A 25,565-nucleotide genomic window follows, 5' to 3' on the forward strand; every position below is an offset into this window, starting at 1 on the left:
CGGGAGGCCGCGTTGTTTTTACACGGTGGGGCGCATACAATACGGGCAACAGGGACATTGTCGAAGAGAAGGGAAAGGTTGCCATGGGCAGTCCGGTGTCCTCCATTGTCAAAGGCACGAAAATCAGAAGCGAATACTCCCCCCTGGGCCGGTGGATCGGGCGCATGGTGCTCCGTCTCGGAAGGTGGCGGCTGGTCGGGGTCAACCCCAACGTGCCAAAGTGCGTGGTGGCCTGCGCGCCGCACCAGTCCTACTGGGATTTTCCGTACACGCTGGCGGCCGCCCTCGCCCTGAGCCTGCCCTGCGTCTTCATGATCAAGGACTCGGCCTTCTGGTGGCCCCTGGGCAGCCTGCTGCGCTGGCTGGGCGGCATCCCGATCAACCGGCGGAGTCCTGTGGGCATTGTGGACCAGATGGTGGAGATTGTGAAGGCCCATGAGCGCATGCACGTCATCGTGACGCCCGAGGGCACCCGGAGGAATGTGGAGCATTGGAAACTGGGCTTCTACCGCATCGCCGTGGGGGCGGACATCCCCATCCTGTTCGGCATCATCAATTACAAGGAGCGCTGGATCGGGGTGGACGAGTTGTTCTACCCCACGGGAAACCTCAAGGAGGACTGGAGCGCCATTCAGGAGCGCTTTCGGATCAAGGTGGGCGTGGTTCCCACCTACAAAGGGATGGAACGGGCGGGAGACGGGCCCAAAGGTTCCTGAAACGTCCGAAAAAACATCGGCAAGGGAGAAGAGCGGGACATGAGATGTTTTTTTTCAGCGTGCGCCGTGCTGGCGTGTTTGTGGGCGGCGGATGCCGCACCGGAAGAGGCGTTGAACATCGGAACACGGCTGGAGCCCTTCCTTGACCGGTTCCTCATCGACCGACTGGAGGGGGCCGCCCTGGAGATGCAGTCTCCAACCGAGGCGGGGGTGGCCCTGCGCTTTGACGCGCCGTGGGAGGGCCGCTACTGCGGCTATGTCACGGTTTTCAAGGACGCGGAGAAGTTCCGACTGTATTACCGCGGCCTGCCGGAACCCAACAAGGACGGGTCGGACACGGAGGTCACCTGCTACGCTGAGAGCGCGGACGGCATCGCCTGGACCAAGCCTTCGCTCGGCCTTCACGAGGTGAACGGCACCCGGGAAAACAATGTCATCCTGGCGGGAATGGCCCCGTATTCCCACAACTTCGCCCCCCTTTATGACACGCGGAACGGGGTGCCCGCCGAGGAGCGTTACAAGGCCCTGGCAGGCACCAGCGAGACCGGACTCGCCGCCTTCGTTTCCCCGGACGGGGTGAACTGGCGGATTCTGCAGAAGGGGGTCATCACCGAGGGGGCCTTTGACTCCCAGAACGTCGCTTTCTGGTCCGAGGCGGAGGGGAAGTATGTCTGCTATTTCCGGACCTGGTCGGAGGGTCCCTTCGCCGGGTACCGCTGGATCAGCAGGACCGTGTCGGATGACTTCCTAAATTGGACAAAGCCGGAGGAAATGGGCAACGGCGGGGCGCCGCTGGAGCACATCTACATCAACCAGACGACCCCCTATTTCCGCGCGCCGCACATCTACATCGCCCTGGCCGCCCGATTCATGCCCGAGCGCACCGTGGTGTCAGACGCGGAGGCCGCCGCCTTGGGAATTCAGGGGGACTATGGAAAGGACTGCTCGGACGGGGTTCTGATGACCAGCCGGGGCGGCACGCGCTATGACCGCACCTTCATGGAGGGGTTCATCCGGCCCGGTGTCGGGGTGGAGAACTGGACCTCGCGGTCCAACTACCCGGCCTGCGGCATCATTCCCACAGGGAAAAACGAGATGTCGTTCTTTGTCCAGCACAACTATGGGCAGCCGGCGGCGAATCTGGTGCGCCACACCCTGCGTCTGGACGGCTTCACCGCCGTCACCGCCGGGTATGCGGGCGGGGAAATGACCACGAAACCCCTCCGCTTTGAAGGGGACACGCTGTTTCTCAATTTCGCGACCTCGGCTGCGGGAAGTGTCCGGGTGGAGATGGAGGACGCGGACGGGAACGTACTTCCCGGCTACGGTATGGAAGACTCCATGGAGCTCATTGGCAATTTCATCTCGCGGCCCGTGGCGTGGAAATCCGGAAAGACCCTGGGAGACCTCGCCGGGAAAACCGTCCGTGCGCGGTTTCTCATGAAGGACAGCAGCCTCTTCTCCATCCGTTTCGGACAAGCGGGAGAATGATGGGCAAATCCCCGAAACAAACAGGCGTCTCCTGCCCGGCCCCACCGGGGGAGGGGGAGACCGGGAAGGTGGGTTTCGCCCGCCGGGCACTGCGGTCTCCCTGGGTGTCCCGGCTGGTTGCGCCCGCCGTGTCCGCCGTGGCTCTGTTTCTGGCCTTCCCCACGGCGCACCTGTATCCCCTGGCCTGGGTGGCTCTGGTTCCGCTGATCCTTTCCTGTGTCCATGCCGGATCCAAGGGTGCCTTCTTCCGCTTCTTCTTCGCAGGGTGGCTGTTTCATTCTTTGACGCTTCAGTGGCTGTGGGCAAACATCTTTTGGGCGGGCGGCTGGGCCGTGATCGGCCAGCAGTTTCTTTGTGTCGCCTTGGCGCTGTTTTGGGCGGCATGCGGCGGCGTGTGGGCCGCCGGTCGGCGGCGCTGGGCCTTTGGCGGTGGGCTAGAACTGGCCTCCCTGTGGTGGTTCATGGAACTGGGAATGGCCAACCTCTTCACCGGGTTCGGATGGACTGCTTTGGGGTACACCCAGGGGGCCGTGCTTCCTGTGGCCCAATGGGCCGCCGTGGGGGGCGTGTCCCTGGTCTCCTTCCTCCTGATGGGCGTGAGCGCACATCTGGCGCTGGCGGTCTGCGGCAAACACCGCCTTCTGGCCGGGTGCGCCGCCGTGCTGCTCATTGTGGTTGCATTTTCTGGCGGACTTCTACTGCGGGAGGCCCCGCCCCCTGAAAATGCCCCCGTCCGGGCGGGTATCGTGCAGCCCATGTTCTCCCAGGAGGTCAAGTGGGATCCCCATTACGCCCGGTTTCTCTTCGACAGCCTGGAGGACATGACCCGGGCCTTGGGACGGGAGGGCCGGATGGATTTGGTGGTCTGGCCGGAGGCGGCGGTTCCCGACGCCTTGCCAGCCGCGGAGGTGGATGAGCGCCTGAAGGCGTTGGCCCGCGAAATGGACTGTGTGCTTCTGACGGGCTACGGCAGGGACGACCGCGCCGCCGGCCGCTCGTACAATTCCCTGATGGCCGTGGCGCCGGATGGCGCAGAACCCGCGTCCTACGACAAGGTACGGCTGGCCGCCTTTGGCGAGTATGTGCCCTTTGGAGAATATCTACCCTTTTTGGAGGCCATCGCTTTCGGCGGCGTTTCCGCCGGAGAAGAACAGCGCCTTCTGCCGGCGGCCGGGCAGCGGGTCGGTCCGCTGATCTGTTTTGAGGTGCTGTTCTCCGGAATGTCCCGCAGCCTGCGGAAGATGGGGGCCGACTGCCTGCTGGTGGTCACCAACCTGGCATGGTTTGGCGCGAGCAATGCGGTGATGCAGGAGCTGGAGATTGCCCGGTTCCGCGCCATAGAGAGCCGCCTGCCCCTGATTCACTGCTCGAACACCGGGATTTCAGGGGTCTTTGACCCCTTCGGCCGGTTCCACCCGGTCAACATGCAGTACTTCTCGGGCGGACAGGTCCGCGCCTTTGACGCCGAACGTTTCCCGGTCGGGGCGGGCATGTCCCGGCGTCTGGTGGGGATTCTGGACATTCCGGGGAAGGCGGCAGCGTACATGGCACCGTGGTGGGGGGCGGCGCTGGTCTTCCTGTCAGTCCTGACTCTGTCCCTCCTTTGGCGGCGGGTGCGCCCCTCCCGGGGTGCCGGAGAATCCGTCTGATGGATTCCAAGCGGGACATGACCCGGTTCGCCGCCGTCTTCGCGGGGGGGACCATGCTCAGCCGGGTCAGCGGGCTGGTTCGGGACATGATTTTCTTCCATTTCGTGAAGGGGGAGGCCCTGGGCGCCTTTGTCTTCGCGTTTAGCCTGCCGAACATGCTCCGGGACATGCTGGGCGAGGGCGCGACCAACGCCGCACTGATTCCCGTGTTCGCCGAGAAGAGGGAAAAGGAGGGGGAGGAGGCCTACCGGAAGGCGGTGGCCTCGGTGATGGGGTTCATGCTGCTCATCCTGTCCGTGATCACCGTGGTGGGGGTGGCGGTGATGCCCGCCGTGCCGGGATTCCTGCGCATGCTGACGGTGGTGACGGGGGAGGACCTGCCGCAGGACGAGGCGCAGCTTTCGGAGCTCGTGCGCCTGCTCCAGTGGACCTTCCCCTATGTCCTCATGATCTGCATGACCGTGTTTGCCAGCGGCCCGCTTTTTTTGGCGAGGCGCTACGGGTCCGCCTCGTGGTCGCCCGTGATCCTGAACGTGGTGCTGGCCGCGTCCTGCGTGCTTTTCGCGCGCGCGTTTGTCAACCCCGCCTGGGCGCTGGTGCTGGGCATCTGGGCCGGCGGGCTGGGCACATGGGCCTACATGTTCTGGGACATGCACCGCGCCACGGGCGTGCTGCTGCCCCGGTTCGACCTCCGGAACCCCGCCGTGGGGCGGGTGCTCCTGCTCATGCTGCCGGTGATCGCCGGCCAGTCGGCGGGCGAGGTCAACAAGGTCATTGAACGCATGTTTGCCGCCTCCCTGGGGCTTGACAAGGTGCTCGCGCTGTATGCGGCGAACCGGCTGGTCCAGCTTCCCCTGTCCGTGTTCGGCGTGGCCGTGTCTGTGGCGATCCTGCCCTCCATCTCGCGCGCCATGGCGCGGGGGGAGCGGGACGTCGTCCGCGACACCCTCATGCACGGGCTGCGCCAGAGTTTCTTCCTCGTGTTTCCGGCCCTGGTGGGGCTGGTGGTCCTGAGGGAGCCGTTGGTGCGCCTGCTCTTCGAGCGGGGGGAGTTCGGACCGGAGGACACCCGCCTGGCCGCCGACGCCCTGGGCTACGCCGCCCTGGGCCTTCTCTCGTTTTCCTGGGTGAAGGTGTCCATTCAGGGGTTCTACGCGGCGCAGCAGACGCACATACCGGTGCTTGCGGCCACGGCGAGCATGGTGCTGAACATCCTGCTCAATATCGCCCTGGTGCGGCCGATGGGCTACCTGGGCCTGGCCCTGTCCACCAGCATTTCGTACACCGTCAACTTCCTGGTCGTCTACACCCTCCTGTGCCGGAAGTACGGACGGCTGTGGAATGCCGGCTTCCTGGGGGCCCTTGCGCGGATGCTGCTGTCCGGCCTCTTCATGGGCGCGGGCGTCGTGTTCGTCTCCGGCGCCGTGGCCCCGGTGCTGGGCACAGCCACCCTTGCCGCGCGCCTCGCGGGGGTGCTTGTTTCCATTGGGGTGGCTGTTGGTGTATATTTTGGCTCCTGCGCCCTGCTGGGGGTCGCGGAAATGAGGCAGGTTGTTTCGGTGTTCCTAAAAGGGAGAGGGGCAGACATGCCCCCTTCAGGATAAGCCGCCGTGGAGCTGGTCATCATAGCGACGGACGACGTGTCCGTGTACATGCCTTTCTCAGCCGAGATCGAGGCTCTGGGCTATGAGGCGCTGTGGGCCTCGAACGGGCTGGAGGCTGTGCTGGAGGCGGAACGGAGGCACCCCCTGGTGGTTTTTCTGGACGAGCGTCTTCCGGTCCTTAACCCCTACGAGGCGTGCGAGCGTCTCCGCATGATGCCCGAGTTCCACCACGAGCTCCCCGTCTACCTCATCACGCACAATGACGTGGACCCGCGCGCCCGGGACAAGTCCGGGTTCACCGGGGAGTTTCCCGCCGCGCACGGCGTGTGGGCGCTTCAGGAGCTCATGGCGCAGCTCGACGCGCAAAGATAACCCCGGCCGCGGAAACGGCCGGGACGTGCTTTGAAGAGGGGAGGGCGTGCGCTACTTGATGACGATTTCCCGGTTCTTCGCGGAGGACAGGTAGATCGCGTCTATGATCTTCTGGATGCGGAGCGACTCCTCCGGCTTCACCATCACCGGCAGGTTCTTCTCGACGCACTCGCAGAAATGGCGGACCTCACGCCGGTGGCCGTCCTCGTCGGAGAGCCAGTCCCAGGTGGTGTGGTTCAGGGAGTCGTGGTCGGCGCTGAAGAACCCGAGGGGGTTGATGCCCACGCCGCCCTTGTCCCCGAGAATGTACATGTTCTCGATCTCATCGTGGACGTTGGCGGCCCAGGACACCTGCATCTGCATGGTGAGCCCGCCCTCAAACCGCACGAAGGCGGTCGCGTAGTCCTCCACGTCGAACTCCTTCGGCGGGTAAGGCGTGCCCCAGTCGGCGTTGAAGAAGTCCTTCCGGTCGCCGAACTTGCGGTAGACCTTTCCGCTGGCGGCCACGGGCTTCGGGCTGCCCATGAGCCACACGCACAGGTCCATCATGTGGACCCCGATGTCAATGAGCGGTCCGCCGAGAGACTCTTTGGCGATGTGGAACTTGCCCCACCCGGGCACGCCGCGGCGGCGCAGCCACTTGGTCTCGGCGGTGTAGATCTCGCCGCAGGCCCCGCCGGCAATGACTTCTTTCAGTTTCTGGGCGCGCGCCTCGAAGCGCATGTGCTGGGCGACCATGAGCTTCTTGCGCGCCTTCCTGGCGGCGGCGATCATGGCCTCGCACTCCTTCACGTTCATCGCCATGGGCTTCTCCACCAGCACATTGGCCCCGGCCTGGAGCCCCGCGACGGTGGCGACGGAATGGAAGCGGTTCTGCGTGCAGACGTCAATGATGTCAAAACGGTTTTCCGAGAGCATCTTCCGCATGTCCGCGTAGGTTTTCGCATCGCGGCACTGCGCCGCCTCCGCCTCCCGGCGCTCCCTGACGACATCGCACAGGCCGGCAATGTGGACGCGGCCCTCCGCCTCCAGCTCGCGCCAGTAGGGAAGATGCTGTTCCCGCGCAATCGCTCCGGTCCCGATAACTCCAACGGTGAGCGGACTCTTCTGTTTGGCCATCTTTTCTCGTGACTCCTTGACCTGATATGCCCCCGGAGGGGCGGTTTCTCTTGAGCGGTAATCATACCCGACCGGGCACCCCGCCGCCAAGACGGGCGTGTGTTTTGATTTCGGCCGCCGATTGGGTAGAATAGACCGGTCCGCGGGGCTGTCCCGCTTGTGGCGCGAAACGAATCATGCCCCTGGTTCCCAGGGGACGGGAGTACGGACAATGACCATGAACCATGTTTCCCTGCTAGTGCTTGCCGCGGGCCTCGCGGTCGCCTTTCCGGCGGTTTCCCAGGACCTGTACACCGGCGGCGCGCCCACGGCGGAGTCCCTCGGGTGGCGCGTCGGCTGCCAGGCCTACAGCTTCAACCGCTTCACCTTCTACGAGGCGGTGGACAAGACGGCCTCCATCGGCCTGAAGTACATCGAGGCCTACCCCGGCCAGCGCCTGAGCAAGGACAAGCCGGAGGACGTCAAGTTTGACCACGCCATGTCTGCGGAACTGCAAAAAGAGGTGCTGGACTATCTCGCCGCCAAGGGCGTCAAACTGGTGAACTACGGCGTGGTCGGCATTTCCAAGGATGAGGCCGAGGCCCGCCAGCTTTTTGACTTTGCCAAGGCCATGGGCATCGAGACCATCGTTTCCGAGCCCGCCAAGAACCAGCTGCCGGCCGTTGCCAAGCTCGCGGACGAGTACGGCATCAAGGTCGCCATCCACAACCACCCCAAGCCCAGCATGTACTGGGACTACAATTCGGTGCTCAAGGCCACCGACGGGCTGAGCAAGAGCGTGGGCTCCTGCGCCGACACGGGCCACTGGCCCCGGTCCGGCGTGGACCCCAAGGAGGCCGTGATCGCGCTTGCGGACGCCGGCCGCATCGTCTCCCTGCACTTCAAGGACCTCAACGAGTTCGGCAACCCCAAGGCGCATGACGTGGTCTGGGGCACCGGCGTCTGCAATGCGAAGGACATCCTCGCCGAGCTGAAGAAGCGCGATGTCAAGGGCGTGTTCAGCATCGAGTACGAGCACAACTGGGACAACTCGCTCCCCGAGATTTCCCAGTGCGTGAAGGCTTTCGAGGAGTTCGCCAAGGAGCTGGCGAAGTAGCCTCCCCCAGTCTCCGTTCCGGCGTCTCCGCACCCCCCGCGCGGAGACGCCATTTCTAATTTTCCGTCCCGCAAGGAAGCCTGAACGGGCGCCGTGCCGGGCGCACGGGCACACCCGCCCGGGGTTCACTGTGGGCCCGCACCTCTGATATACTGGGCGAGGAAAGTTACCGCAGCGGAGGAATGATTCAATGTCTGTTGATATGACCGTCATCATGGCGCCCAAGTGGGATTCGCGGGAGCCGGCCTGTTCAACCGCCTACATCTGCCAGCGCCTCCGGTCTCTCGGACGCACTGTGCAGTATTTGGACTACAACATCGAGTTGTATGACCTGTGCCGCCGTCTGGGCATGGGGGACTTCTGGACGGATCCGGTCTACCATCAGGGGTGGGTCAAGGGGGCGTTCCATTTCCTGGCCGCGTTTCTCGACATTGACCGCATCCAGGGCGACGTGGTCGGCTTCTCAGTCACCGCCACCAACCGGGACATGTCCCTGCTCCTCGCGCGCATGGTCCGCGAGCGTTTCCCCCGAAAGAAGATCATCTTCGGCGGGTATGCCCTCTACTATCACACAGACCTGTACGGTGTCTCCCCCGGAGCCGTTGACGCCATTTGCACGGGCGAGGGCGAGCACACGCTGCGCGACGTCCTTGACCGCGACTTCAAGAACCTGGAGGAGGTGCCAGGCCTTTACCTGCCGGACGGCGACTGCTGGCGTCTCACCGTGCCCCGGCCGCTGATCCAGAACCTCGACGAGATCGCCTGGCCCACTTTCGAGGAGGTGGACCTGGGGCTCTATGATGTCCCGGACCTTCCGCTGATGGGGAGCCGGGGGTGCATCGGGAGGCGCGTCTTCTGCAATGACCGGCACAGAACGCCGGGATACCGCACTCGATCCGCCGTGCACCAGGTGGACGAACTCCAGTTCCTGAAGGAGCGCTATGGCACCCAGTTCTTCATCTACAACGACCCGCTGATGAACGGAAGCGTAAAGGTCCTGGAGGAGAAGGCGGACGAGATTCTCCGTCGCAGACTGTCGGTGGACTACGGCGGAAACCTCATGGCGCACCGCGGCATGAAGCCCGAGCTGTTCCAGAAGCTCCGGCGCTCCGGCCTCACCGTGGCCATCATCGGCCTCGAGAGCGGGTGCAACGAGACGCTCAAGGGCATGAACAAGTACCACACCGAGAGGTCGGCAGAAGAGTTTCTGCGGAACTGCCGCGATGCGGGCATGCGCGTCGAGATCAACATCATCGTGGGGTTCCCCACGGAGACGGAGGAGCATTTCCAGGCGACCATCCGTTTCATCGAGAGAAACCGAGACAACATTGACTGCGTGGTCAGCGTGGCCACCTTTCATGTCGCCTATTCCGACCTGTGGAAACGCAGGGGGGAGTTCGGCATTGAAATGAAGGACCATGGACACACCGCCGAATGGCGCACCCGGGACGGCCGCAACACCCTTGACATTCGGCTGGACCGGCTGAAGCGTTTCCAGTCCCGAATGCTCGAGTTGGGGCTTTCCCTGGACCGGAGCGACAGAGCGGTGGAGCAGAAGTGCCCCAATGTCAGCAGGCGCTTCCTGAAGACGTATCTCGACAGCCTGGGGGAAGAGGGGATACTCTCCGCAGAAGAGCGGAACCGGGCGCCGTTCGTTGGGCGCGACATCCAGGGACGGCTGTGGCGGGCGTCCCTGGCAAAGGCGCTGGGCAAGATCGGCGTTCTCGACCAGGCTGTCTGGATGAAGAATACGCTGGCGAGGGTGTTGAGGGGGGCGGGAACTGGGGCCGAATAGCAATCCCCCGTTCCGGGGAATGTCTCCCCTCTGGGATCATCTGGTTGCCTGCCGCAGCCGCAGCACCGTGAAAGAGCAGGAGGGGAAGGATTGGGGGAATGACGCCTCCGGAAACCGCACGGCCGTGGTCTTGGGAACAACCGCGCCGGGGTGGCCGAGGCTGTTCTCCGCGGGTCTTTCCGCCGCCGAGAGGACGGTCGCCGTCCCTTCCAGGGGGCCGGAAACGCCTTTCAGGGTGACGGTGGTCTCCCACGCCCGGTCGAGGAAGTTGGAGACCTTGATAATGTGGTCCCCCGTCTCCGTGTCCCCCCCCGCGTTGGCCGTGATGCCCGGCGTGCGAAGGGAGGGCAGGGGCTCTTCCATCACCCGCACGCCGTCCAACGTCACTGTGACGGTCTCCTGTTTCACGGCGACCTCTACGTCGTACCAGCGCCCCGTCTGGATGCTTCCCGGAAGTCGCCGGGACTCGCCGAAGCGGGCGCCCTGCACGCACGACTCGAGGCCGTGCGCGGTGTTGCCCCAGCCGCCCAGATTGATCCAGTGCCAGGTGCCGCTGTCCGAGGCGCGGAAGAGCGCCAGGAACCCCTCGCCTCCGGCCAGTTTGCGGGCCTTGAAGCGGAGGGTGCAGTCGGTCCAGTCGGGACTTCCCGCCAGGGCGACCCGGTTGGGGCCCAGGTCAGACTGGGAGAGTACCCCGTCCGCGACAGACCATTCCCCGTCGAAGAAGGTCCAGTCCCCGGGGTGGTCGGCCGCGCGCCAGGGTTCCGGCGACGCGCCCGGTCCGGTCACCTCGATGTCCTTGAACTCCGCCCGGGTGCGCCAGGTGCCGACCCCAATGCGGCCCTTTCGCAGCGAGATTTCCTCCCCGAGGCGGGGATAGTCCACGGCATGGAGGCGGTCGGGGAGGTTTTCCGCGAAGAGCTTCTGGACATGCCAGGACGGGGTTCCGTAGACGCGGTGGCTGTCGAAGACGACCATATTGACGGGCCACTTGCGGTCGTTCTCATGGCAGAAGAGGGGGGCGTAGGCGGCCATGGCCACGATGTCGCTGTTGTTCTCCAGACCGATCATGAACGCCGCCTCGCCCACGGCGGCCTCCAGATTCCCCTTTCCCGCGGCGGTGTTGGCCGCATACTCGCTCACGAAGACCTTGGGGAGCTTTCTGTCGTAGGCGTCGTACTTCTCCGCGTTGGCGGCGAACCACTGCGGACTCATGTAGTAGTGGTGCTCCTCGTAGTCCGTCGGCGACCCTGGCACCGGGCTGTTGGAGATGAGTTGGATGTCCGGATACTTCTCGCGGAAAACGCGCGCGAAGAGGTCGTAGCGCTCCTGATACTCCGGCCCCCCGTTCTCGTTGCCGATGGTGATGTGCCGCAGGTCAAAGGGTTCCGGGTGCCCGTTGGCGGCGCGCTTCGCCCCCCAGACGGTCTCCGGCCCGCCGATGGCGTACTCCACCGCGTCCAGCGCGTCCTGGACATACCGGTCCAGGGCGTCCATCGGCTGGAAGATCGGATTCCGGCCCTGGCAGGTGATGCCGCAGTTGACCACGAGGATCGGCGCCGCGCCGATGTCCTCGGCGAACTGGAGGAACTCATGGTAACCCAGGCCGTCCGTGGCCCGGTACCCCCAGAGGTTCTGGCGTCCGGGCCGCGCCGCAGGGTCGCCGATGGTCTCCTTCCAGTCCCAGGCCGTCTCGGGCGTGAACCCCTCCACGATGCACCCGCCGGGGAAGCGGATGAACGCGGGCTTCAGCGCGGCGATCATTCCGGCCAGGTCCGGCCGCAGGCCGTTCTTCCGGTTAAGATAGGTATCTTCGGGAAACAGGGACACCATGTCCAGGCTGAACGTGCCGGGCCGGTCCGTGCAGAGGACCAGCACGGCCTCCGCGTCCTTTTCCGTCACAGAGAAGACGGCTTCAAAGCGGCGCCATTCCGGGGAGGTGACTCCAAGGACTTGGGTGTCGTAACGCCGCTTTCCGTCGCGAGAGGCGAGGAAGGCCGTGAGGGCAACCCCTTCTCCCCGGGCATGGAGGGAAAGGGCATAGCGCCCGCCGGGCTTCACATGCATGCCCCAGAAGCCGCCGTTTTCCAGCCCCGCCCATCCGTCTTCCCCGATCGACTCCACCACAACGCGCGCGGAGGTGGGGGCCTGCGCGTTCAGGGGCGTGTCCGTCTCCAGCAGCACGCGCGCCCGCGCGTTGTGTTCCACCAGTTTCCATCCGGCAAGCGGCACCGCCTGATCCCCCTTTTCGAGACGGTATCCCGACGGGCTGATGAACGCCTCCGCGTCATCGGTGCAGTCCTCGGGCACGCGGTTGTCCTCGAATCCCCGGTTGCGCACCATCTCCGCGTAGAGCCCGCCGTCGCCGGAATGGTTGATCTCCTCGAAGAAGACCCCCCAAAGCATCGGGCTGGTCTCGCGGACAACGGCCGATGGGTCTATGATGAGCTCATCGGAAAAGACCGGGGCGGACAGGGCGGCCAGAAGCAGCAGGGGGATCGCGGAACGCATGGGGGCACCTCCTTGGTTTGAGGTGATTGTATCCGCCCGTCCGCGGAAGCGCAACGCCTTGCTCCGCAAAGTTTGACCCGGGGCCGTCCCGGAGTGAAGAATGATAGCGGTTGCGGACGAACCCTGTTGGAGGATCGAACATGTCTTTTTTGCTGATGACGCTGGCCTCCCTGGCCGCCTCGGGCGCGTTCTCGCTCGCGGAGGAGGCCGGAAAGGTCACGGTGCTGGACAATGGCGCGCCCGTTTTCGTGTACTGCGCCGATCCAGTCAAGGCCCCCAGACTTGTTCCGGAGCGGTTCACCCGCGGGGGCTACATCCATCCCCTCTACGGACTGGACGGCGAGGTGCTGACGGAGGACTTCCCCTGGGACCATTTCCACCACCGCGGCCTTTTCTGGGCCTGGCCCGACAGCACCGTCGCCGGGCGCAAGATGGATGTTTGGTCGTTGGACGGGGCGCGGCAGGTTTTCGTGAAGTGGCTGACGAAGGAGGCGGATGAGAAGTCCGCCCGGCTCACCGCCGAATGCGTGTGGGTTTTCGACGATGCCCCGGACACCCCGCTCGTCCGGGAGACCGCTGAGATGGTTGTGCTGCCCGTCGAGGGGGACGCCCGCCCGATGGACCTCACACTGCGGTTTGAGAATGTCGGAAAGGAAACCATTACCATTCGCGGTGCGACCACGGGCAACAAGGGATATGGCGGTCTCTGCCTCCGGCCCGACTCCGCGCGCAAGCCCATGCACTTCACGGCGGCCACGGGAAAGATCGAGAAGGATGTGCTGGAACTCGCCTCGCCGTGGGCGGACGTGTCCATTGCTGTCGAGAAGGGCTCGGAGAAACTCTCCGGCCTGGCCGTGTTTCAGCATCCCTCCCTGCCCGGATATCCGCATCCCGGGTGGATCCTGCGCAACTACGGGTTTCTCGGGCAGTCGTGGCCCCACACCACCCCTTACGATCTGGAACCCGGAAAGTCCTTCACGCTGAAGTACCGGGTGGTGATTCACCGGGGAAGCGCCGAGGAGGCGGGCATAGAAAAACTGCACGAGGCCTACGTCCGTTCTGAGGGGGGGGGCGCGAAATAGCGGGGGAAGTTCCGGGCGCGTTCTGGTGTATACTCTTCCCGAGGGTACTTCCATGATACGGGCCGGGTGGAAACATGGTTTGGCGCTGTGCGCCGCGCTGCTTCTCCTCTCCGGAGGGCAGGCGGACGGGGAGGGCGAGCCGCTTCCCCGCGCCGTGGTGTGCCCCATTGACCGCGAAATCTCCGACGGGGTGGCCGTGCTGGTGCGCCGGGCCGTGCAGGAGGAGGCCCCCGGGGCCGCGGCGCTGGTCTTCGTCATTGACACCTTCGGGGGCCGCGTGGACTCGGCCATTGAGATCACCGAGCACATTCTCGACGCCCCCTGCCCCACGATCGCGTACGTCACGGGCAAGGGGGCCATCTCGGCGGGCGCGCTGATCGCCTACGCCTGCGATTACATCGTCATGGCGCCGGGCACCAACATCGGCGCCTCCACCCCCTTCATGCCCGCCGCCGAGGCGGCGGACCAGGTGAACGAGAAGTCCATGTCCTTTCTGCGCGCGAAATACCGCGCCCTCGGGGAACTGAAGGGGCACAACCCGCTGCTCGGGGAGGCGATGGTGGACGAGGACATCGAGCTTTTCGGCATTCCACAAGAAGGGCGGGAGATGCTGATTGTCAAGGTGAGCGGAGGAAAAGTGGTGGAGGGCATCCGAGAGGATGCGGAGCGGAAGCCCGGATCGGCGCTGGACGTCGTTTTTGAGGCGCTGGACGAGGAGGGGAACCAGGGCCTTCAGGACCTGAAGGAACTGGTGAAAAATGCCGCAGGGGACATCCCGGGGAAGACGGAAGACGTCCCGACAGGAGCAACGGAGGCCGCGCCAAAAGCTAAAAGCGTGGCTCCGCAGCGCGCCGGTCTTCCAGCTGACGCGCGGATAGTGACGGAGGCGGGAAAGCTTCTGACGCTCACCAGCAGGGAGGCGCTTGAACTGGGGCTGGCTGATGCCGTCCTGGACTCCCCGGAGGAGGCTCTGGCGCAATACGACCTGCGCACCCTGCCGCCGGAGCGCATGGCCATGCGCTGGGACGAAGGCCTCTTCACCTTCCTCACGTCGCCCCTGATCGCTGGTCTCCTCCTCATGTGCGGCGTCGCCGGGATCTATCTCGAGTTCAAGACGCCCGGCATCGGCTGGGCGGGGTTCATCGGCGCGGCGTGCCTGGCCATTTACTTCGGGTCCCGGCTCGTGGTCGGCATGGCGGACTGGATGGACGTCGCGCTGGTGCTCGCCGGGTTCGCCCTGCTGGCCGCAGAGATATTTGTCATTCCCGGCTTTGGCCTCGCCGGGGCGGGCGGCATTGTGTGCCTCCTTCTGGGCGTCTACCTCTCCCTGACCCGGGTGACCATCCCCGAGTATACGTGGGACTTCATGCGCCTCACGGACGCCGGCGTCTCCATCATGGTGGCCGCGGGGACCTTCCTGCTGTTCATGCTGTTCATGTGGAAGGTGTTTCCGTCGACCCCCGTGGCGCGCGGGCTGATGCAGTCGCACGCCCAGCTGGCCGAGGCGGGCTACGCCGTTCAGACCCATGCGGACGCCGAGGCCGCCCTCGGCCTGACGGGCGTGGCCGTTTCCATGCTGCGTCCGGCGGGACGCGGGCGGTTCGGCAGCCGCACACTGGACGTGATGACCCGGGGCGAGTTTGTGGAGCCGGGACGGAACATTGTGGTGATCCAGGTCGAAGGAAACCGCTACGTGGTGCGGGAACAGGAGGAGTCGTAGGATGGAAACGGGCAACGACACTTTTCAGGCGCCGCTGCACATGCTGCGCCAGCTGCTGAAGGAGATGGAGATCGTCTCCTCGCAGGGCTCCGGGTATTACACCTGCGTCCCCTTCGCCAGCCGCTACAACAAGATGCTCGGTCTTGCCAGGACGCTTCCAGGCCTGGACTCCGCGCTGCTCGGCACCTTTTCCCCCCTGGAAGAGGGTGACCCCAAGGACCCGGCGGACAAGAGCCGCGTGCTCCTGGGCATACGTGTGGAGATTTCGCAGTTGATCGCGCTGCTGGAATCGTGCGGCGGGGGGCAGAAGAAATGATCGGATGGGTCCTTCTCTTCTTTATCGCCGGCATGTGCATGATCCTCGCGGAGTTTCTCCTTCCAGGCGGCGTGCTGGGCATGTTGGGCGCCCTGCTTGTCCTCACGAGCGGCGCCCTTGGCGTATACGCCTACCCCGAGCAGGCCGTCCTCATCATCTTTGGCGAGTTGACAGGCGCCGCCCTCTCCGTTATTCTGGGGTTCTGGGTGCTCACGCGCACCAAGGCGCTGAAGCTCCTCACCCTGCAGACATCGCAGCGGGCGGAGGACGGGTTTGTGAGCGCCGTAAGCGACCTGTCGCTGGTGGGCAGGGAGGGCGTCTCCGTCACCGCCCTGCGCCCCGCGGGCGTGATCCGCGTGGGGGACGAGCGGCTGGACGCCGTCACCGACGGCGGGTTTGTGGAGGAGGGGCACCCGGTGCGCGTGCTCGAGGTGCACGGAAGCCGGATTGTCGTTGAGGCCGTTGACAGTCAATAACGCGCCCCCGCGGGCGCCGGGAACCGAACTGAAAGGAACAGGAAAATGGGTCCGTTTGTAGCCGTGCTGGGGCTTTTCGTGGCGGTCGCCGTGCTGGTCATGTTTGTGGTCTTCATCTCCTACGTGCGCCTGTGGCTGCGCGCCTGGCTGTCAGAGGCCAGCGTCAGCTGGCTCAGCCTGGTCGGCATGAGCCTGCGCAAGGTCAACCCCGCCGTGATCGTGGACAGCCGGATCATGGCCGTGAAGGCGGGCCTTAACATCAGCACCAACGAGCTGGAAACGCACTACCTGGCCGGCGGCAACGTGGTCAAGGTGGTGCAGGCGCTTATCGCCGCGAACAAGGCCAACATTGACCTCTCGTTCCAGCAGGCGACCGCCATTGACCTGGCGGGACGCGATGTGCTGGACGCGGTGCAGACCTCCGTCCGCCCGAAGGTCATTGACTGCCCCGACCCCTCCAAGGGCTCGCCCGTCGTCGCCGCCGTGGCCATGGACGGCATCCAGCTCAAGGCAAAGGCCCGGGTCACCGTGCGCACCAACATCAAGCGCCTGGTCGGCGGCGCCACCGAGGAGACGATCATCGCCCGCGTCGGCGAGGGCATCGTCACCACCATCGGCTCCTCGCAGTCGCACAAGAAGGTGCTGGAGAATCCCGACTCCATCTCCAAGACCGTGCTGGCGCGCGGCCTGGACGCGGGCACGGCCTTTGAGATTCTCTCGATCGACATTGCCGACGTGGACGTGGGCGAGAACATCGGCGCCGACCTCCAGATCAAGCAGGCGGAGGCGGACAAGCAGATCGCCCAGGCCCGCGCCGAGGAGCGCCGCGCCATGGCACGCGCCCGCGAGGCCGAAATGGTCGCCATGGTCCAGGAAATGCGCGCCCGCGTCGTGGAGGCGGAGGCCGAGGTGCCCAAGGCCATGGCCGAGGCCTTCAAGAAGGGCAACCTGGGCATCATGGACTACTACCGCATGAAGAACATCGTGGCCGACACCGGCATGCGCGAGTCCATCTCCCGCGCGGAGGGCGGCACGGAGGCGGGCGATCCCGTTCAGCAGTAACGCGCGGACAAGCCTCGGAACCGAAGGAGGATGCCGATGGGATTCGAAAACCTGCTGGCGTTCATCGTCTTCATCGTGATCGCCGGAGTGAGCATGGCGCAGAAGACACGCGAGGCGCGCAAGAAGGCCGAGGAGGAGAGCCGCCACCTGGAGGAGCTCTCCCGGCGGCCCGAGCTCCCCGAGGCGACGCGGCGCGTCCTTTACGGAGAGGGCGGGGAGGCCCCCCGGCCCGCCGGCCCCCCCCCGCACACGGATTTGCCGGAGGCCACCCGCCGCATCCTCTACGGGGACCGGTCGGAAATCCCCACTGCGCGCCCGCGCGGAGTCACAGCGGCACCCGTTCGTCCCGTGGTGGTGGCCCGGCCGGCGGCCCCTCCCGCGCCGCCGAACAGGGTGCCCCGCAACCCCGAACGTCCGAACAGCCCACCCGTCCGACAACCTCAAGGGAGGCCCCAGCCGCGCCCTGTGGGCATGCCGCGGCAGGGCACTTCTCCAGTGGCGCCGGTTCGTCCCGCCGTCCCCCCCCGCGGAATGGCACCGGTTCCCGCCATGGCCGCGCAAATGCGTGTGGCGGGGGGAAGACCGGACGAAACCGCCCGGGCCCAAACGAGGCGGAGTGAGGAACGCGAACAACGCCAGGCCCAGGCCCGCCGCGAGGTGCAGGTACGGGCCATCCGGGCGGCGGACCAGAGGAACCACCGCCTTTTTGCCGGCGGCAGGGCGCTGGGCAGGGCAATCGTCCTGCGAGAGGTGTTAGGCCCGCCTCTCGGTTTGCGGAATTCGCCCGCACCCGATTCGAGGAACGCCCCCACCTATTGGTAATATCATTTTTGGCAGGATGAACGCCGTTTGTTCGCAAACAGGCGTTCATCCTGCTCTTTTTTGCTGCGGGGGATTGCCAAAAAAAGACGATTCGTGGTAGATTATTTGTAGAGCAGATTACCGAAAGGGACGTGATGCGTTGTTTGGTGTCAGAACGCGGGAAGTCTCCCGCATACCCAAAAGGAGCGGCGTCATGAAAAAAACAGGATTCACGTTGATCGAGTTGCTCGTGGTCATCGCCATCATAGGCATTTTGGCCGCCATTCTGCTCCCGGCACTGGCGCGGGCGCGGGAGGCGGCGCGACGGTCCAGTTGCCAGAACAACCTCAAGCAGGTCGGGCTGGTGTTCAAGATGTATGCCAACGAGTCAAAAGGGCAGTCCTTTCCGTTGGTTCACCACCGCGGCGAGGATGATTCCGTGCCGGGCGAGCCGTGCATTGACCCCGGTGTTGACTTCATGATCCAGGGCGAGACGGTCTATCCAGAGTACCTGACCGACCCGAACATCCTGGTGTGCCCGTCGGACGCGGACGGAGCGGAGAGTTTCGCCTCCGGAAGATGGCACATTGACGGGAACCCCCAGAACCCCGTCAATCCCTGCCGGTTTGACTCGCTGTCCTATGTGTACATCAGCTGGGCGCTTCAGGATGTCTACACCGGGCCGCTTGACCCCAACTCGCCCGACATCCCCAACACGCTCATGGGGGCCCTCGGGGCCGGTTACCTGAACTTCGGCCTGGCCTCGTACCTGCAGACGGTTCAGGATGAGGTGGACGAAGGCAATTTCAGCATACTGGACGGCGACATGACCCTGCCCGCCCCGGACGGCCGCACGGTCCACCGGCTCCGCGAGGGCATCGAGCGGTTCTTCATCACGGACATCAACAATCCGGGCGCCTCGTCCCAGGCCCAGAGCGAAGTCTATGTGTTCTGGGACACCGCCAGCGTGAAGGCGGACAACTTCAACCACATCCCCGGCGGGTCGAACGTCCTGTACATGGACGGGCATGTGGAGTTTGTGCGGTTCCCCGGTCCGGCAAAGAGCCCCGTTTCCAGGGCCTTTTCCGTGCTGACCGGCGGTTGATCCCCCGGCCTGACCGCGCGTGAGTTCCCGCGGGGGGCGTGTCCGGCGACACGCCCCCCGCTTCTTTTGTTGGGGGCTACGGAAGGGTCAGCCCGCCTGCCGTATCGGCCAGCAGGAAGCGGAAAAACCAGTCCCCGCGGTTGTTGGTCACTTTCACCACAATACGGTTCGCGCCCGCGCGGAGACGCACCGGGACGTACACAAACCCGCCGGGGGCGGAGAGGGCCTGGGCCTGCTCCACCAGCACGCCGTCCACATAGAGTTGGGCGTAGTTGTCCGCATAGAGCAGGGCGCGGGTGGAAAGCTCCCCCGGGGAAACGACATCGAAGGCGAAGAACGCGGAGGCCAGGTCGGCGGTCCCCATGAGGGCGTTGCAGTTGACCAGTCCGGCCGCGTTTCCCGTGGCGGGACGCCACTGTTCCGCCGTATCCCCGGCCGGCGGCCCCGCCTCGTGTCCCGTTGGGGCGAACAGCTGCGGCCAGGCCGTTCTGGGATCGTCCCGCATTCCCTTCTCGTCCGCCATGGGGCCGATGGGAACCGGGCCGGCAAACCGCCACTGGCGCACCGCGCGCCACGCGTCCCCGGGGTAGATCGGGACAACGGGGGCCTGCTCCATCCGCATGGCCTCGTTTTCGAGCCAGGCCCCGCCATGCAGCACCTCGTGCGCCACCGGCGGCGGGAAGGGCAGGGCGGCATTCGAGACGGTGAATGCCAGGGGAAAGGTGTGCCGCTCCCCGGGGGCCAGTGCCTGTTCCACGACGAGTTCCCCGTCCTCCAGCCGGGCCGCGCGGGTTTCCCCTGCGGGAGTCCATCCGGAGCCGTGGGGAAGCGCCACACGCACCCTTACCGTGATGGGAACAGGAAATGGGTTGACCGTGTCGGCCTTTCCGCTGACCCCCCAGGCACCCTCCTGGGCGGGGCGGGGAGGCTCTTCTGCGGCAAGCACGAGCAGGTTTTCGATTTGTTTCCGGAAACGCAGGGGGGATTCCTCCGGGTCGTGGCGGGTTCCGTCCGGCTCCACGATTGCATAGGTGACAGCCGTTTCTGACACGGACACCTCCGCATACCCATGATAACAGCCGTAAATCTTCGCATTGCTCAGGTGTATCCCGCCTCCCGTGGCATTCTGGATCACCAGCAGAAGGTTGTCCCGGCGTTCGGTGGCAAGGTAATGCTCATGTCCCGCAATGACCGTGCAGGGGCGGTCGCCGATGAGGGCAACAAGTTGCCGCCAGTCCTCCTCAAACCGGGGGTCGCTCCACATGGGTTTGTGAAAGAAAAGAAAGGTATGCGGTGCGCTGCGATGTTTTGTGAGCGATTCCGCGGCGTAGAAAAACATCTTCTGCCAGATGGGGCCCCGCCCGTCAAAGCGCTCCTCTTCCGTGTTCAGAACCAGAAACAGGCAGCCCTTGTGGGTGAAGGAGTAATAGGTGTCCCCGAGATCCTCCCGCCAGAACCCGTGGCAGGCGGTGTTGGCGATGTCATGGTTTCCGGGAACGAGCCAGAGGGGGGCGGTGAGCCGCGAGGCATGCGCCCAGTATTCCCGCCACTGGGACTCCCACAGGGGCCGGTCCTCCATGTGGCCGGGAATATGGTCCCCCGTGGTGATGACGAAATCGTGGGGCTTCGCGTTGATGGCGTCCACCGCCCGGTCAAACAGGGGCCAGTTTTCCTCGCCGCCACTGGTGCGGTCGCCGAGAATGGCGAAGGTGAAGGGGGCGGCGGCTTCCGCAGTGTCTGTCCAGGCGGGTCGGCGTGGATAGCGCGGGGCAGTCGCGGCATCACCGGCAGCGTTGGCGGAAGCGCAGACCGACCCCATGATGGCCAAGAGAAGGAAGACCAAACGGGGCTGTGGGCGGGATTTCATGGCGGGGATTCCTTTGGCGGGCGGTTGTCAGCCGGCACCCAACGCATTATGGGGAACCCGGCCGCTGCCGCTCAAGCCCGGCTTGCCACCCTCACGAGGGGGAATAGAAGGGGCAGGGGGCAAAACCATCCTCGGTGTTCGGGGCGGGGCCGTAACATCCGGCGTTGTAGAACTGGATGACGCGGAGCAGCTCCGAGAGGGAGACAGCCCAGTCCTGCGGGGCGTAGTCGGCGCTGTGCGCGGGGCAGGCCGCGTCCCCCGGGCCGGGGGCAAACCCGTCCTCGGTGGCGGGGTCGCAGTGGAAGGACCCGGTATTGTAGAACTGGATGATTCGAAGCAGTTCCGAGACGGAAACCCGCCAGTCCGCAACATAGTCCCCCGAATGCTGTCCCCCGGGATCGGCAATGGTCACGCCGGGGCCCTCAAACGCGAGGGAAACCGGCAATGCATCGGTTCCCGCAGCGCTCGCTCCGGGGCCCTCCGAATAGCCGCCCGCGGCGCCGGAGGGGGTGTTCGCGGCAAGCCGTGTCACAACATGGAAGAGCACCCCCTGGGGAAGGGGGACGTCGCCGCCGTAGACCGCCACCCGCGCAACGCCGTCCGCCAGACGGAAGGAGAGGCCCTTTCCAGCGGCTTCGAGGCCGTCCGCAGGCAGGACATCCCGTATTTCCATCCAAGGGGCGGAGGCCTCCAGCACCACCACGGCGGTTGCGGGGACATTTGCCGGGTCCGGGGGAATGTGGAGAGACACGGGAACGGCGGCCGCCACCCCGGCGGGGAACGTGGCCGGCCCCGCCGAAAGCACGGGGACCGCCTTCGTCTCCGCAGTAATCCCCTCAGGAACGCCCCCCAGCATGCCAAAGGCGGCCATTCCCGCGAGAACGCCCGCGACCATGCCGGCCACGAAGCGCAGTTGTGTTTTCCAGAGGGCCATCACACCCGCTCCAGACGGGGCCAATCCCCTGCCCGAAGTATATCACGAAGCCTGCGTGGCAAAAGAGGAGGGCGGACGGGGCAGGTGCTCCGTCCGCCCGAAAAAGGCGCTTTGTCGTCCCCCTAGTCCTTGCTGGGAAGGTCGGAGGCCGGGTGGTCGTAGTCGTTCTTCTCGTAGTCCCGGTATTTCGGCGGGATCGGGTTCATGCACTCGCTGGCCAGCCAGTTGAGCTTGCCGTCCATGAGCTCCGCGCCGACTTTCTTGTACATCCGGTTATGGTTGCACTTGACGGCCCTGAAGTTCATGGCGATGCGCTTGCGCGCCTCCTTGCAGAAGAGGTCCGCCAGGTCCTGCGGGGTCTGGTCCGCCGGATTGAGCCCGAGCAGGTGCTCCGCATAGGCCAGGGACGAACCCATGACGAAGAGGTCCGTGCCGATGTCCACGAAATTGGCAAGAATCAGCTGTTCGTACTCCATCTTGGCCTGGTACTTGCCCATCGTGTGGAAGAGGGTGCGGGCCAGTTTCTTGGCCGTTTTCGCCGCGTAGGAAAGGTGCGCGCGGTTGGCCCCGTTGAGGTTCTTGCAGGCCAGGCTTCGCGGCGGCATCCAGGTGCTGGGATACCATTTCACGTAGAACTTGGCCGCCTTCATGAGGAGCGAAACCTTGCCTTCCTTCTGGCCCGGCTTCGGCATGATGAGGGGCATGACCAGCTTATAGTGGGTGTCCAGGGCCTCGCGCGCCATGATCAGGTGCATGACCTGCGAGGAGCCCTCGAAGATGCGGCCGATGCGCATGTCGCGGAAGACCGTCTCCAGGGCGGAGGGGCGGTCGCCGCGGTTGTACAGGGAAAGGGCCGTCTCATAGCCGCGGCCGCCGCGCACCTGCATGTAATCGTCCAGCATCTTCCACAGCGTCTCGCTGCAGTAGTATTTCGCGGCCGCCGCCTCCAGGCGGATGTCGGTGTTCTGACGGTCGGCGAGGGAGCAGGTCAGGGAGACCATGGACTCCATCGAGAACAGGCTCGCCGCATAGTTGGCGATCATCTTGGTGATGGACTGGTGCTTGCCGACGGACTGGCCCCACTGCACGCGGCTGGTGGCCCACCACTGGCATTCCTCCAGGAAGGCCCGGCCGGCGCCGAGGCCCGCGGCGGGAAGGCCGAGACGGCCGACGTTCAGCGTGGAGAGGGCGATCTTCAGGCCCTGCCCGGGCTTGCCGATCATGTTCTCGGCGGGCACCTTCACGTTGCGCAGCACCAGGGCCGCGTTCGCGATGCCGCGCAGGCCCATGAACTCGCACCGGCGGGCCCGCTCAAAGCCGGGCATGTTGGACTCGACCACGAACGCCGTGATCTGGGGAATCTTCTTCCCGCTAGCCAGCACCTTGTCCGGCGTCTTCGCCAGCACCACGATGAGCGTGGTCAGGTCGTCATAGCCGTTCGTGGTCCAAAGCTTGTCCCCGTTCAGGGTGTAGTAGGTGCCGTCCGCGCTCGGCTCGGCCACGGTGATCATCTTGGCGGGGTCCGAGCCCACGTTGGGCTCCGTGAGGGCGAAGGCGGAGATTTCGCCCTTTGCGAGGCGCGGCAGGAAGCGCTTCTTCTGCTCGGGGGTGCCGAACTCCTTCAGCGGCTGCGGCACGCCGATGCTCTGGTGGGCCGACAGGTAGGTGACCGTGCTGGAGCAGTAGCTGCCCACCACGCCGAGCACCCGGGCATAGTTGGAGATGGACAGGCCGAGACCGTCGTACTCCTTGGGGATTTTCATGCCGAAGAGGCCGATGTCGGCCATGGCCTTCAGGGCCTCGCGGGGGTACACGCCCGTGCGGTCAATCTCGTAGGGGTCCACATGCTCCTCAAGGACCTTCTTGACCTTCTCAATGTACGCGTCGCCGATCTTCTTGTCCTCGGCGTCCTGGGCCGGAAAGGGATTGATGAGGTCCCAGCGGAAGTCGCCCTTGAACAACTCTGCGGTGAAACTAACGGCGTCCCATTCCGCCTGACGCGCGTCCTCCGCGATCTGCATTGCGACGTCTTTGTCTTTGTTTTCTTCGGCCATTTCTTTCACCCTCTTGCTGGTTGCGGTTTCCGTATACCTAACGTACGGTAGACATCCTAGCACAAAGCGGGGTTTCCCGCAAGTGTTTTTGTCAATTTTCTCGGTTCAGGGCCGGCGCCTACCTCGCCCGCGCCGCCCGGCGGCGTGTCAGCAGCAGCACACCAAGGAAAATCCCGGCCACTGCCGCGTCACTCCCGTATGATACGCCTTCGGTCGTACCAGCGCAATTAAGGAATCCGGTCCGGAGTCCCGTGCCGGAAAGCGCGTGTTCCACCGCAGCCAGTTCCCCCGCCGTGAACCGGAGGGTGGCCGCATAGTCGCCCCCCTTCTTGCCCGTGGTCAGACGCACCGTGATCACCGCCGACTGGCCCGCCGTCAGGCTGAAGTCGCTCGCCCCCACGAAGGAGAAGGCCTCATCGCCGCTCAGGCTCGCCACGCCGGTCAGCGTGCCCCCGCCGGTGTTCGTGACGGTGAAGGCCTTGTCCACAGGGGTGGACACGTCGGTTTCCCCGAAGCTCACCGCGCTGGCGGTGGGCGACACCTGGAGCTTCGGCGGAACAACCACCGTCACCTGTTTCTGCGCCGTCACCGCCGCGCCGATGCCATCCTGCCGTTCTGCGGTGGCCATCACGGTCCACGCGCCCTCCGGCAGGCTCACCTGGCCCGGAAACTCCCCGTCGTAGTCGGTCGAGACGCCCTTGCTCTCGCCGTTGACCGAGTAGGTCACCCGGACATTCTTTGTGGGGAGGCAGTCCTCGACGGTGTTGAACGTGACGGCGGCGCCGCACGCCACCTTCACCGTTGCGGTGGTGCCCGTGACGGTGTCCTCAGGGAGGGATAACGTGACAGACGCCAGGGGACAGCCGCCGTAGTTCGGCGAGGCGGCGGCGGAGACATAACCCAGGTCAGCCAGCGCCCCAAGGTCCACCCCGGAATAGGCGCGCTTCATCACACCGGGCAGATAGGCGGGCTCCATCACCGCCCCGCCGGGCACCGCCCCCTGCGTCCAGTGCTGCAGACTGCTCCCGGACAGGAAAGGGGAGGGGGAATATATGGGAGGCAGCGTCCCGCCAAAGGCCGCGGTGGCGGCCGGACCGCCAAACACAACAGCCCCGCTGGTGAGCGCGGCGGAGTTTCCAACGAAAGTCCCAGCGTCAACCAACAACAGAACAGGGTTGCCGGCAGCGAGGAGGTTGTCGAGATTCGTGTAAATACCGGCGCCCTGAGTGCTTGCCCCGCTTGCTCCCACAAAGGTGCTGAACCCCAGCCCGTGGGTCATTTCATGGAGCATCACGGAGCGAAGGTCCACTTGGTCGGCCGCAGGCGGATTCAGGGAGGTGTTCCAATTCCACCCCCAGTCAAACACAAGCACCATCTCGGCGTAGCCGGCAAAAGGTTTGACACCTTCGGTCAGCCGGCGAAACACGGCCCCGTTTCCGGCGGGACTTCCCCAGAGCGTGCCCCCCTGGGCGAGTGCTCCCCCTCCGTCAAACTCAGACGGCTTGAGCATAAGGTCAAACTCGCCGGATTCATTCAAAACATCCAATAGGTAGACCAGTGTTTCCTCCAGCCGGTCCATGCGCTCCGTTCCCTGGCGGAACCCGACGCCTTCGGCGTCCTTGCTGTACACGTTGACCGCCATGGCGTTCGCCTCAAGGGTGGAGAGCAGCGTCGCCCCCGCCAAGAGGGCGTCTGCGGCCAAGTCCTTCTCCGGCCCCTGCGGACCGTCCGCCAGGATCAGCACCGGTGTTTCGGACTCCGCCTGCGCAAGACCCTGCCCGTGCAAGGCAAAAAC

19 protein-coding genes are annotated in these 25,565 nt (G+C 65.1%); 13 read left to right on the forward strand and 6 right to left on the reverse strand.

The features are described from left to right. The first annotated feature begins 83 nt into the window (after positions 1–83). The 5 genes from GXY15_08285 to GXY15_08305 all read left to right on the forward strand — a co-directional run bounded on the left by GXY15_08285 (position 84) and on the right by GXY15_08305 (position 5,832). Positions 84–716, forward strand: a complete 633-nt coding sequence (locus GXY15_08285; GenBank protein ID NLV41214.1) for an acyltransferase — start codon at positions 84–86, stop codon at positions 714–716. Positions 717–755: 39 nt separating this feature from the next. Then, complete coding sequence (locus GXY15_08290) at positions 756–2,207, forward strand: hypothetical protein (protein ID NLV41215.1); 1,452 nt, start codon at positions 756–758, stop codon at positions 2,205–2,207. A 68-nt stretch (positions 2,208–2,275) separates the two neighbouring features. After that, on the forward strand, positions 2,276–3,856 hold the full coding sequence (gene lnt / locus GXY15_08295; GenBank protein ID NLV41216.1) for an apolipoprotein N-acyltransferase: 1,581 nt from the start codon (positions 2,276–2,278) through the stop codon (positions 3,854–3,856). Continuing rightward, positions 3,856–5,460 carry a murein biosynthesis integral membrane protein MurJ gene (gene murJ, locus GXY15_08300; GenBank protein NLV41217.1) on the forward strand — a complete coding sequence of 535 codons (1,605 nt, stop codon included), beginning with the start codon at positions 3,856–3,858 and terminating at the stop codon, positions 5,458–5,460. The genes lnt and murJ overlap by 1 nt, the downstream gene beginning before the upstream one ends. A 6-nt stretch (positions 5,461–5,466) precedes the next feature. Further along, on the forward strand, positions 5,467–5,832 hold the full coding sequence (locus GXY15_08305; protein NLV41218.1) for a response regulator: 366 nt from the start codon (positions 5,467–5,469) through the stop codon (positions 5,830–5,832). A 51-nt stretch (positions 5,833–5,883) separates the two neighbouring features. Here GXY15_08305 and GXY15_08310 read toward each other — a convergent pair whose 3' ends face one another. Beyond that, positions 5,884–6,951, reverse strand: a complete 1,068-nt coding sequence (locus tag GXY15_08310) for a Gfo/Idh/MocA family oxidoreductase (GenBank protein NLV41219.1) — start codon at positions 6,949–6,951, stop codon at positions 5,884–5,886. A gap of 217 nt (positions 6,952–7,168) precedes the next feature. Here GXY15_08310 and GXY15_08315 point away from each other — a divergent pair, with 217 nt between their 5' ends. Beyond that, a complete protein-coding gene (locus GXY15_08315; protein NLV41220.1) occupies positions 7,169–8,047 on the forward strand; it encodes a sugar phosphate isomerase/epimerase in 879 nt (292 codons plus the stop codon). Between the two features lie 190 nt (positions 8,048–8,237). Further along, entirely contained in the window at positions 8,238–9,842 is a 1,605-nt protein-coding gene (locus GXY15_08320) for a radical SAM protein (protein NLV41221.1), read from the forward strand. 36 nt (positions 9,843–9,878) lie between these two features. On the opposite strand, the gene GXY15_08325 is transcribed toward GXY15_08320, so the two are convergent. Further along, positions 9,879–12,353, reverse strand: coding sequence for a hypothetical protein (locus GXY15_08325; protein NLV41222.1), 2,475 nt, complete (start codon positions 12,351–12,353; stop codon positions 9,879–9,881). Between the two features lie 140 nt (positions 12,354–12,493). Here GXY15_08325 and GXY15_08330 point away from each other — a divergent pair, with 140 nt between their 5' ends. The 6 genes from GXY15_08330 (at position 12,494) to GXY15_08355 (ending at position 18,915) form a co-directional block, all read left to right on the forward strand. Next, a complete protein-coding gene (locus tag GXY15_08330; GenBank protein NLV41223.1) occupies positions 12,494–13,435 on the forward strand; it encodes a hypothetical protein in 942 nt (313 codons plus the stop codon). 52 nt (positions 13,436–13,487) lie between these two features. Beyond that, positions 13,488–15,155, forward strand: a complete 1,668-nt coding sequence (locus tag GXY15_08335; GenBank protein ID NLV41224.1) for a hypothetical protein — start codon at positions 13,488–13,490, stop codon at positions 15,153–15,155. A gap of 1 nt (position 15,156) precedes the next feature. Next, on the forward strand, positions 15,157–15,471 hold the full coding sequence (locus GXY15_08340) for a hypothetical protein (protein ID NLV41225.1): 315 nt from the start codon (positions 15,157–15,159) through the stop codon (positions 15,469–15,471). Further along, positions 15,468–15,947: a hypothetical protein gene (locus GXY15_08345; GenBank protein NLV41226.1), complete on the forward strand. Its 480-nt coding sequence runs from the start codon at positions 15,468–15,470 to the stop codon at positions 15,945–15,947. Before GXY15_08340 ends, GXY15_08345 begins: the two co-directional genes overlap by 4 nt. Before the next feature lie 45 nt (positions 15,948–15,992). Beyond that, positions 15,993–17,009, forward strand: coding sequence for a flotillin-like protein FloA (gene floA / locus GXY15_08350; protein ID NLV41227.1), 1,017 nt, complete (start codon positions 15,993–15,995; stop codon positions 17,007–17,009). 1,015 nt (positions 17,010–18,024) lie between these two features. After that, complete coding sequence (locus GXY15_08355) at positions 18,025–18,915, forward strand: DUF1559 domain-containing protein (protein NLV41228.1); 891 nt, start codon at positions 18,025–18,027, stop codon at positions 18,913–18,915. Positions 18,916–18,991: 76 nt separating this feature from the next. Here the strand turns inward: GXY15_08355 and GXY15_08360 are convergent, their stop codons facing one another. The 4 genes from GXY15_08360 to GXY15_08375 all read right to left on the reverse strand — a co-directional run bounded on the left by GXY15_08360 (position 18,992) and on the right by GXY15_08375 (position 25,514). After that, positions 18,992–20,782, reverse strand: coding sequence for a hypothetical protein (locus tag GXY15_08360; GenBank protein ID NLV41229.1), 1,791 nt, complete (start codon positions 20,780–20,782; stop codon positions 18,992–18,994). Between the two features lie 91 nt (positions 20,783–20,873). Further along, positions 20,874–21,716 (reverse strand): hypothetical protein, encoded by an 843-nt coding sequence (locus tag GXY15_08365; protein ID NLV41230.1) that lies wholly within the window; start codon positions 21,714–21,716, stop codon positions 20,874–20,876. A 122-nt stretch (positions 21,717–21,838) separates the two neighbouring features. Next, a complete protein-coding gene (locus GXY15_08370) occupies positions 21,839–23,737 on the reverse strand; it encodes a DNA polymerase II (protein NLV41231.1) in 1,899 nt (632 codons plus the stop codon). A gap of 151 nt (positions 23,738–23,888) precedes the next feature. After that, positions 23,889–25,514 carry a hypothetical protein gene (locus GXY15_08375; GenBank protein ID NLV41232.1) on the reverse strand — a complete coding sequence of 542 codons (1,626 nt, stop codon included), beginning with the start codon at positions 25,512–25,514 and terminating at the stop codon, positions 23,889–23,891. Between the last annotated feature and the right edge of the window lie 51 nt (positions 25,515–25,565).

The sequence above is a fragment of the Candidatus Hydrogenedentota bacterium genome (assembly GCA_012730045.1).
In the GTDB taxonomy this organism is placed as follows: domain Bacteria; phylum Hydrogenedentota; class Hydrogenedentia; order Hydrogenedentales; family CAITNO01; genus JAAYBR01.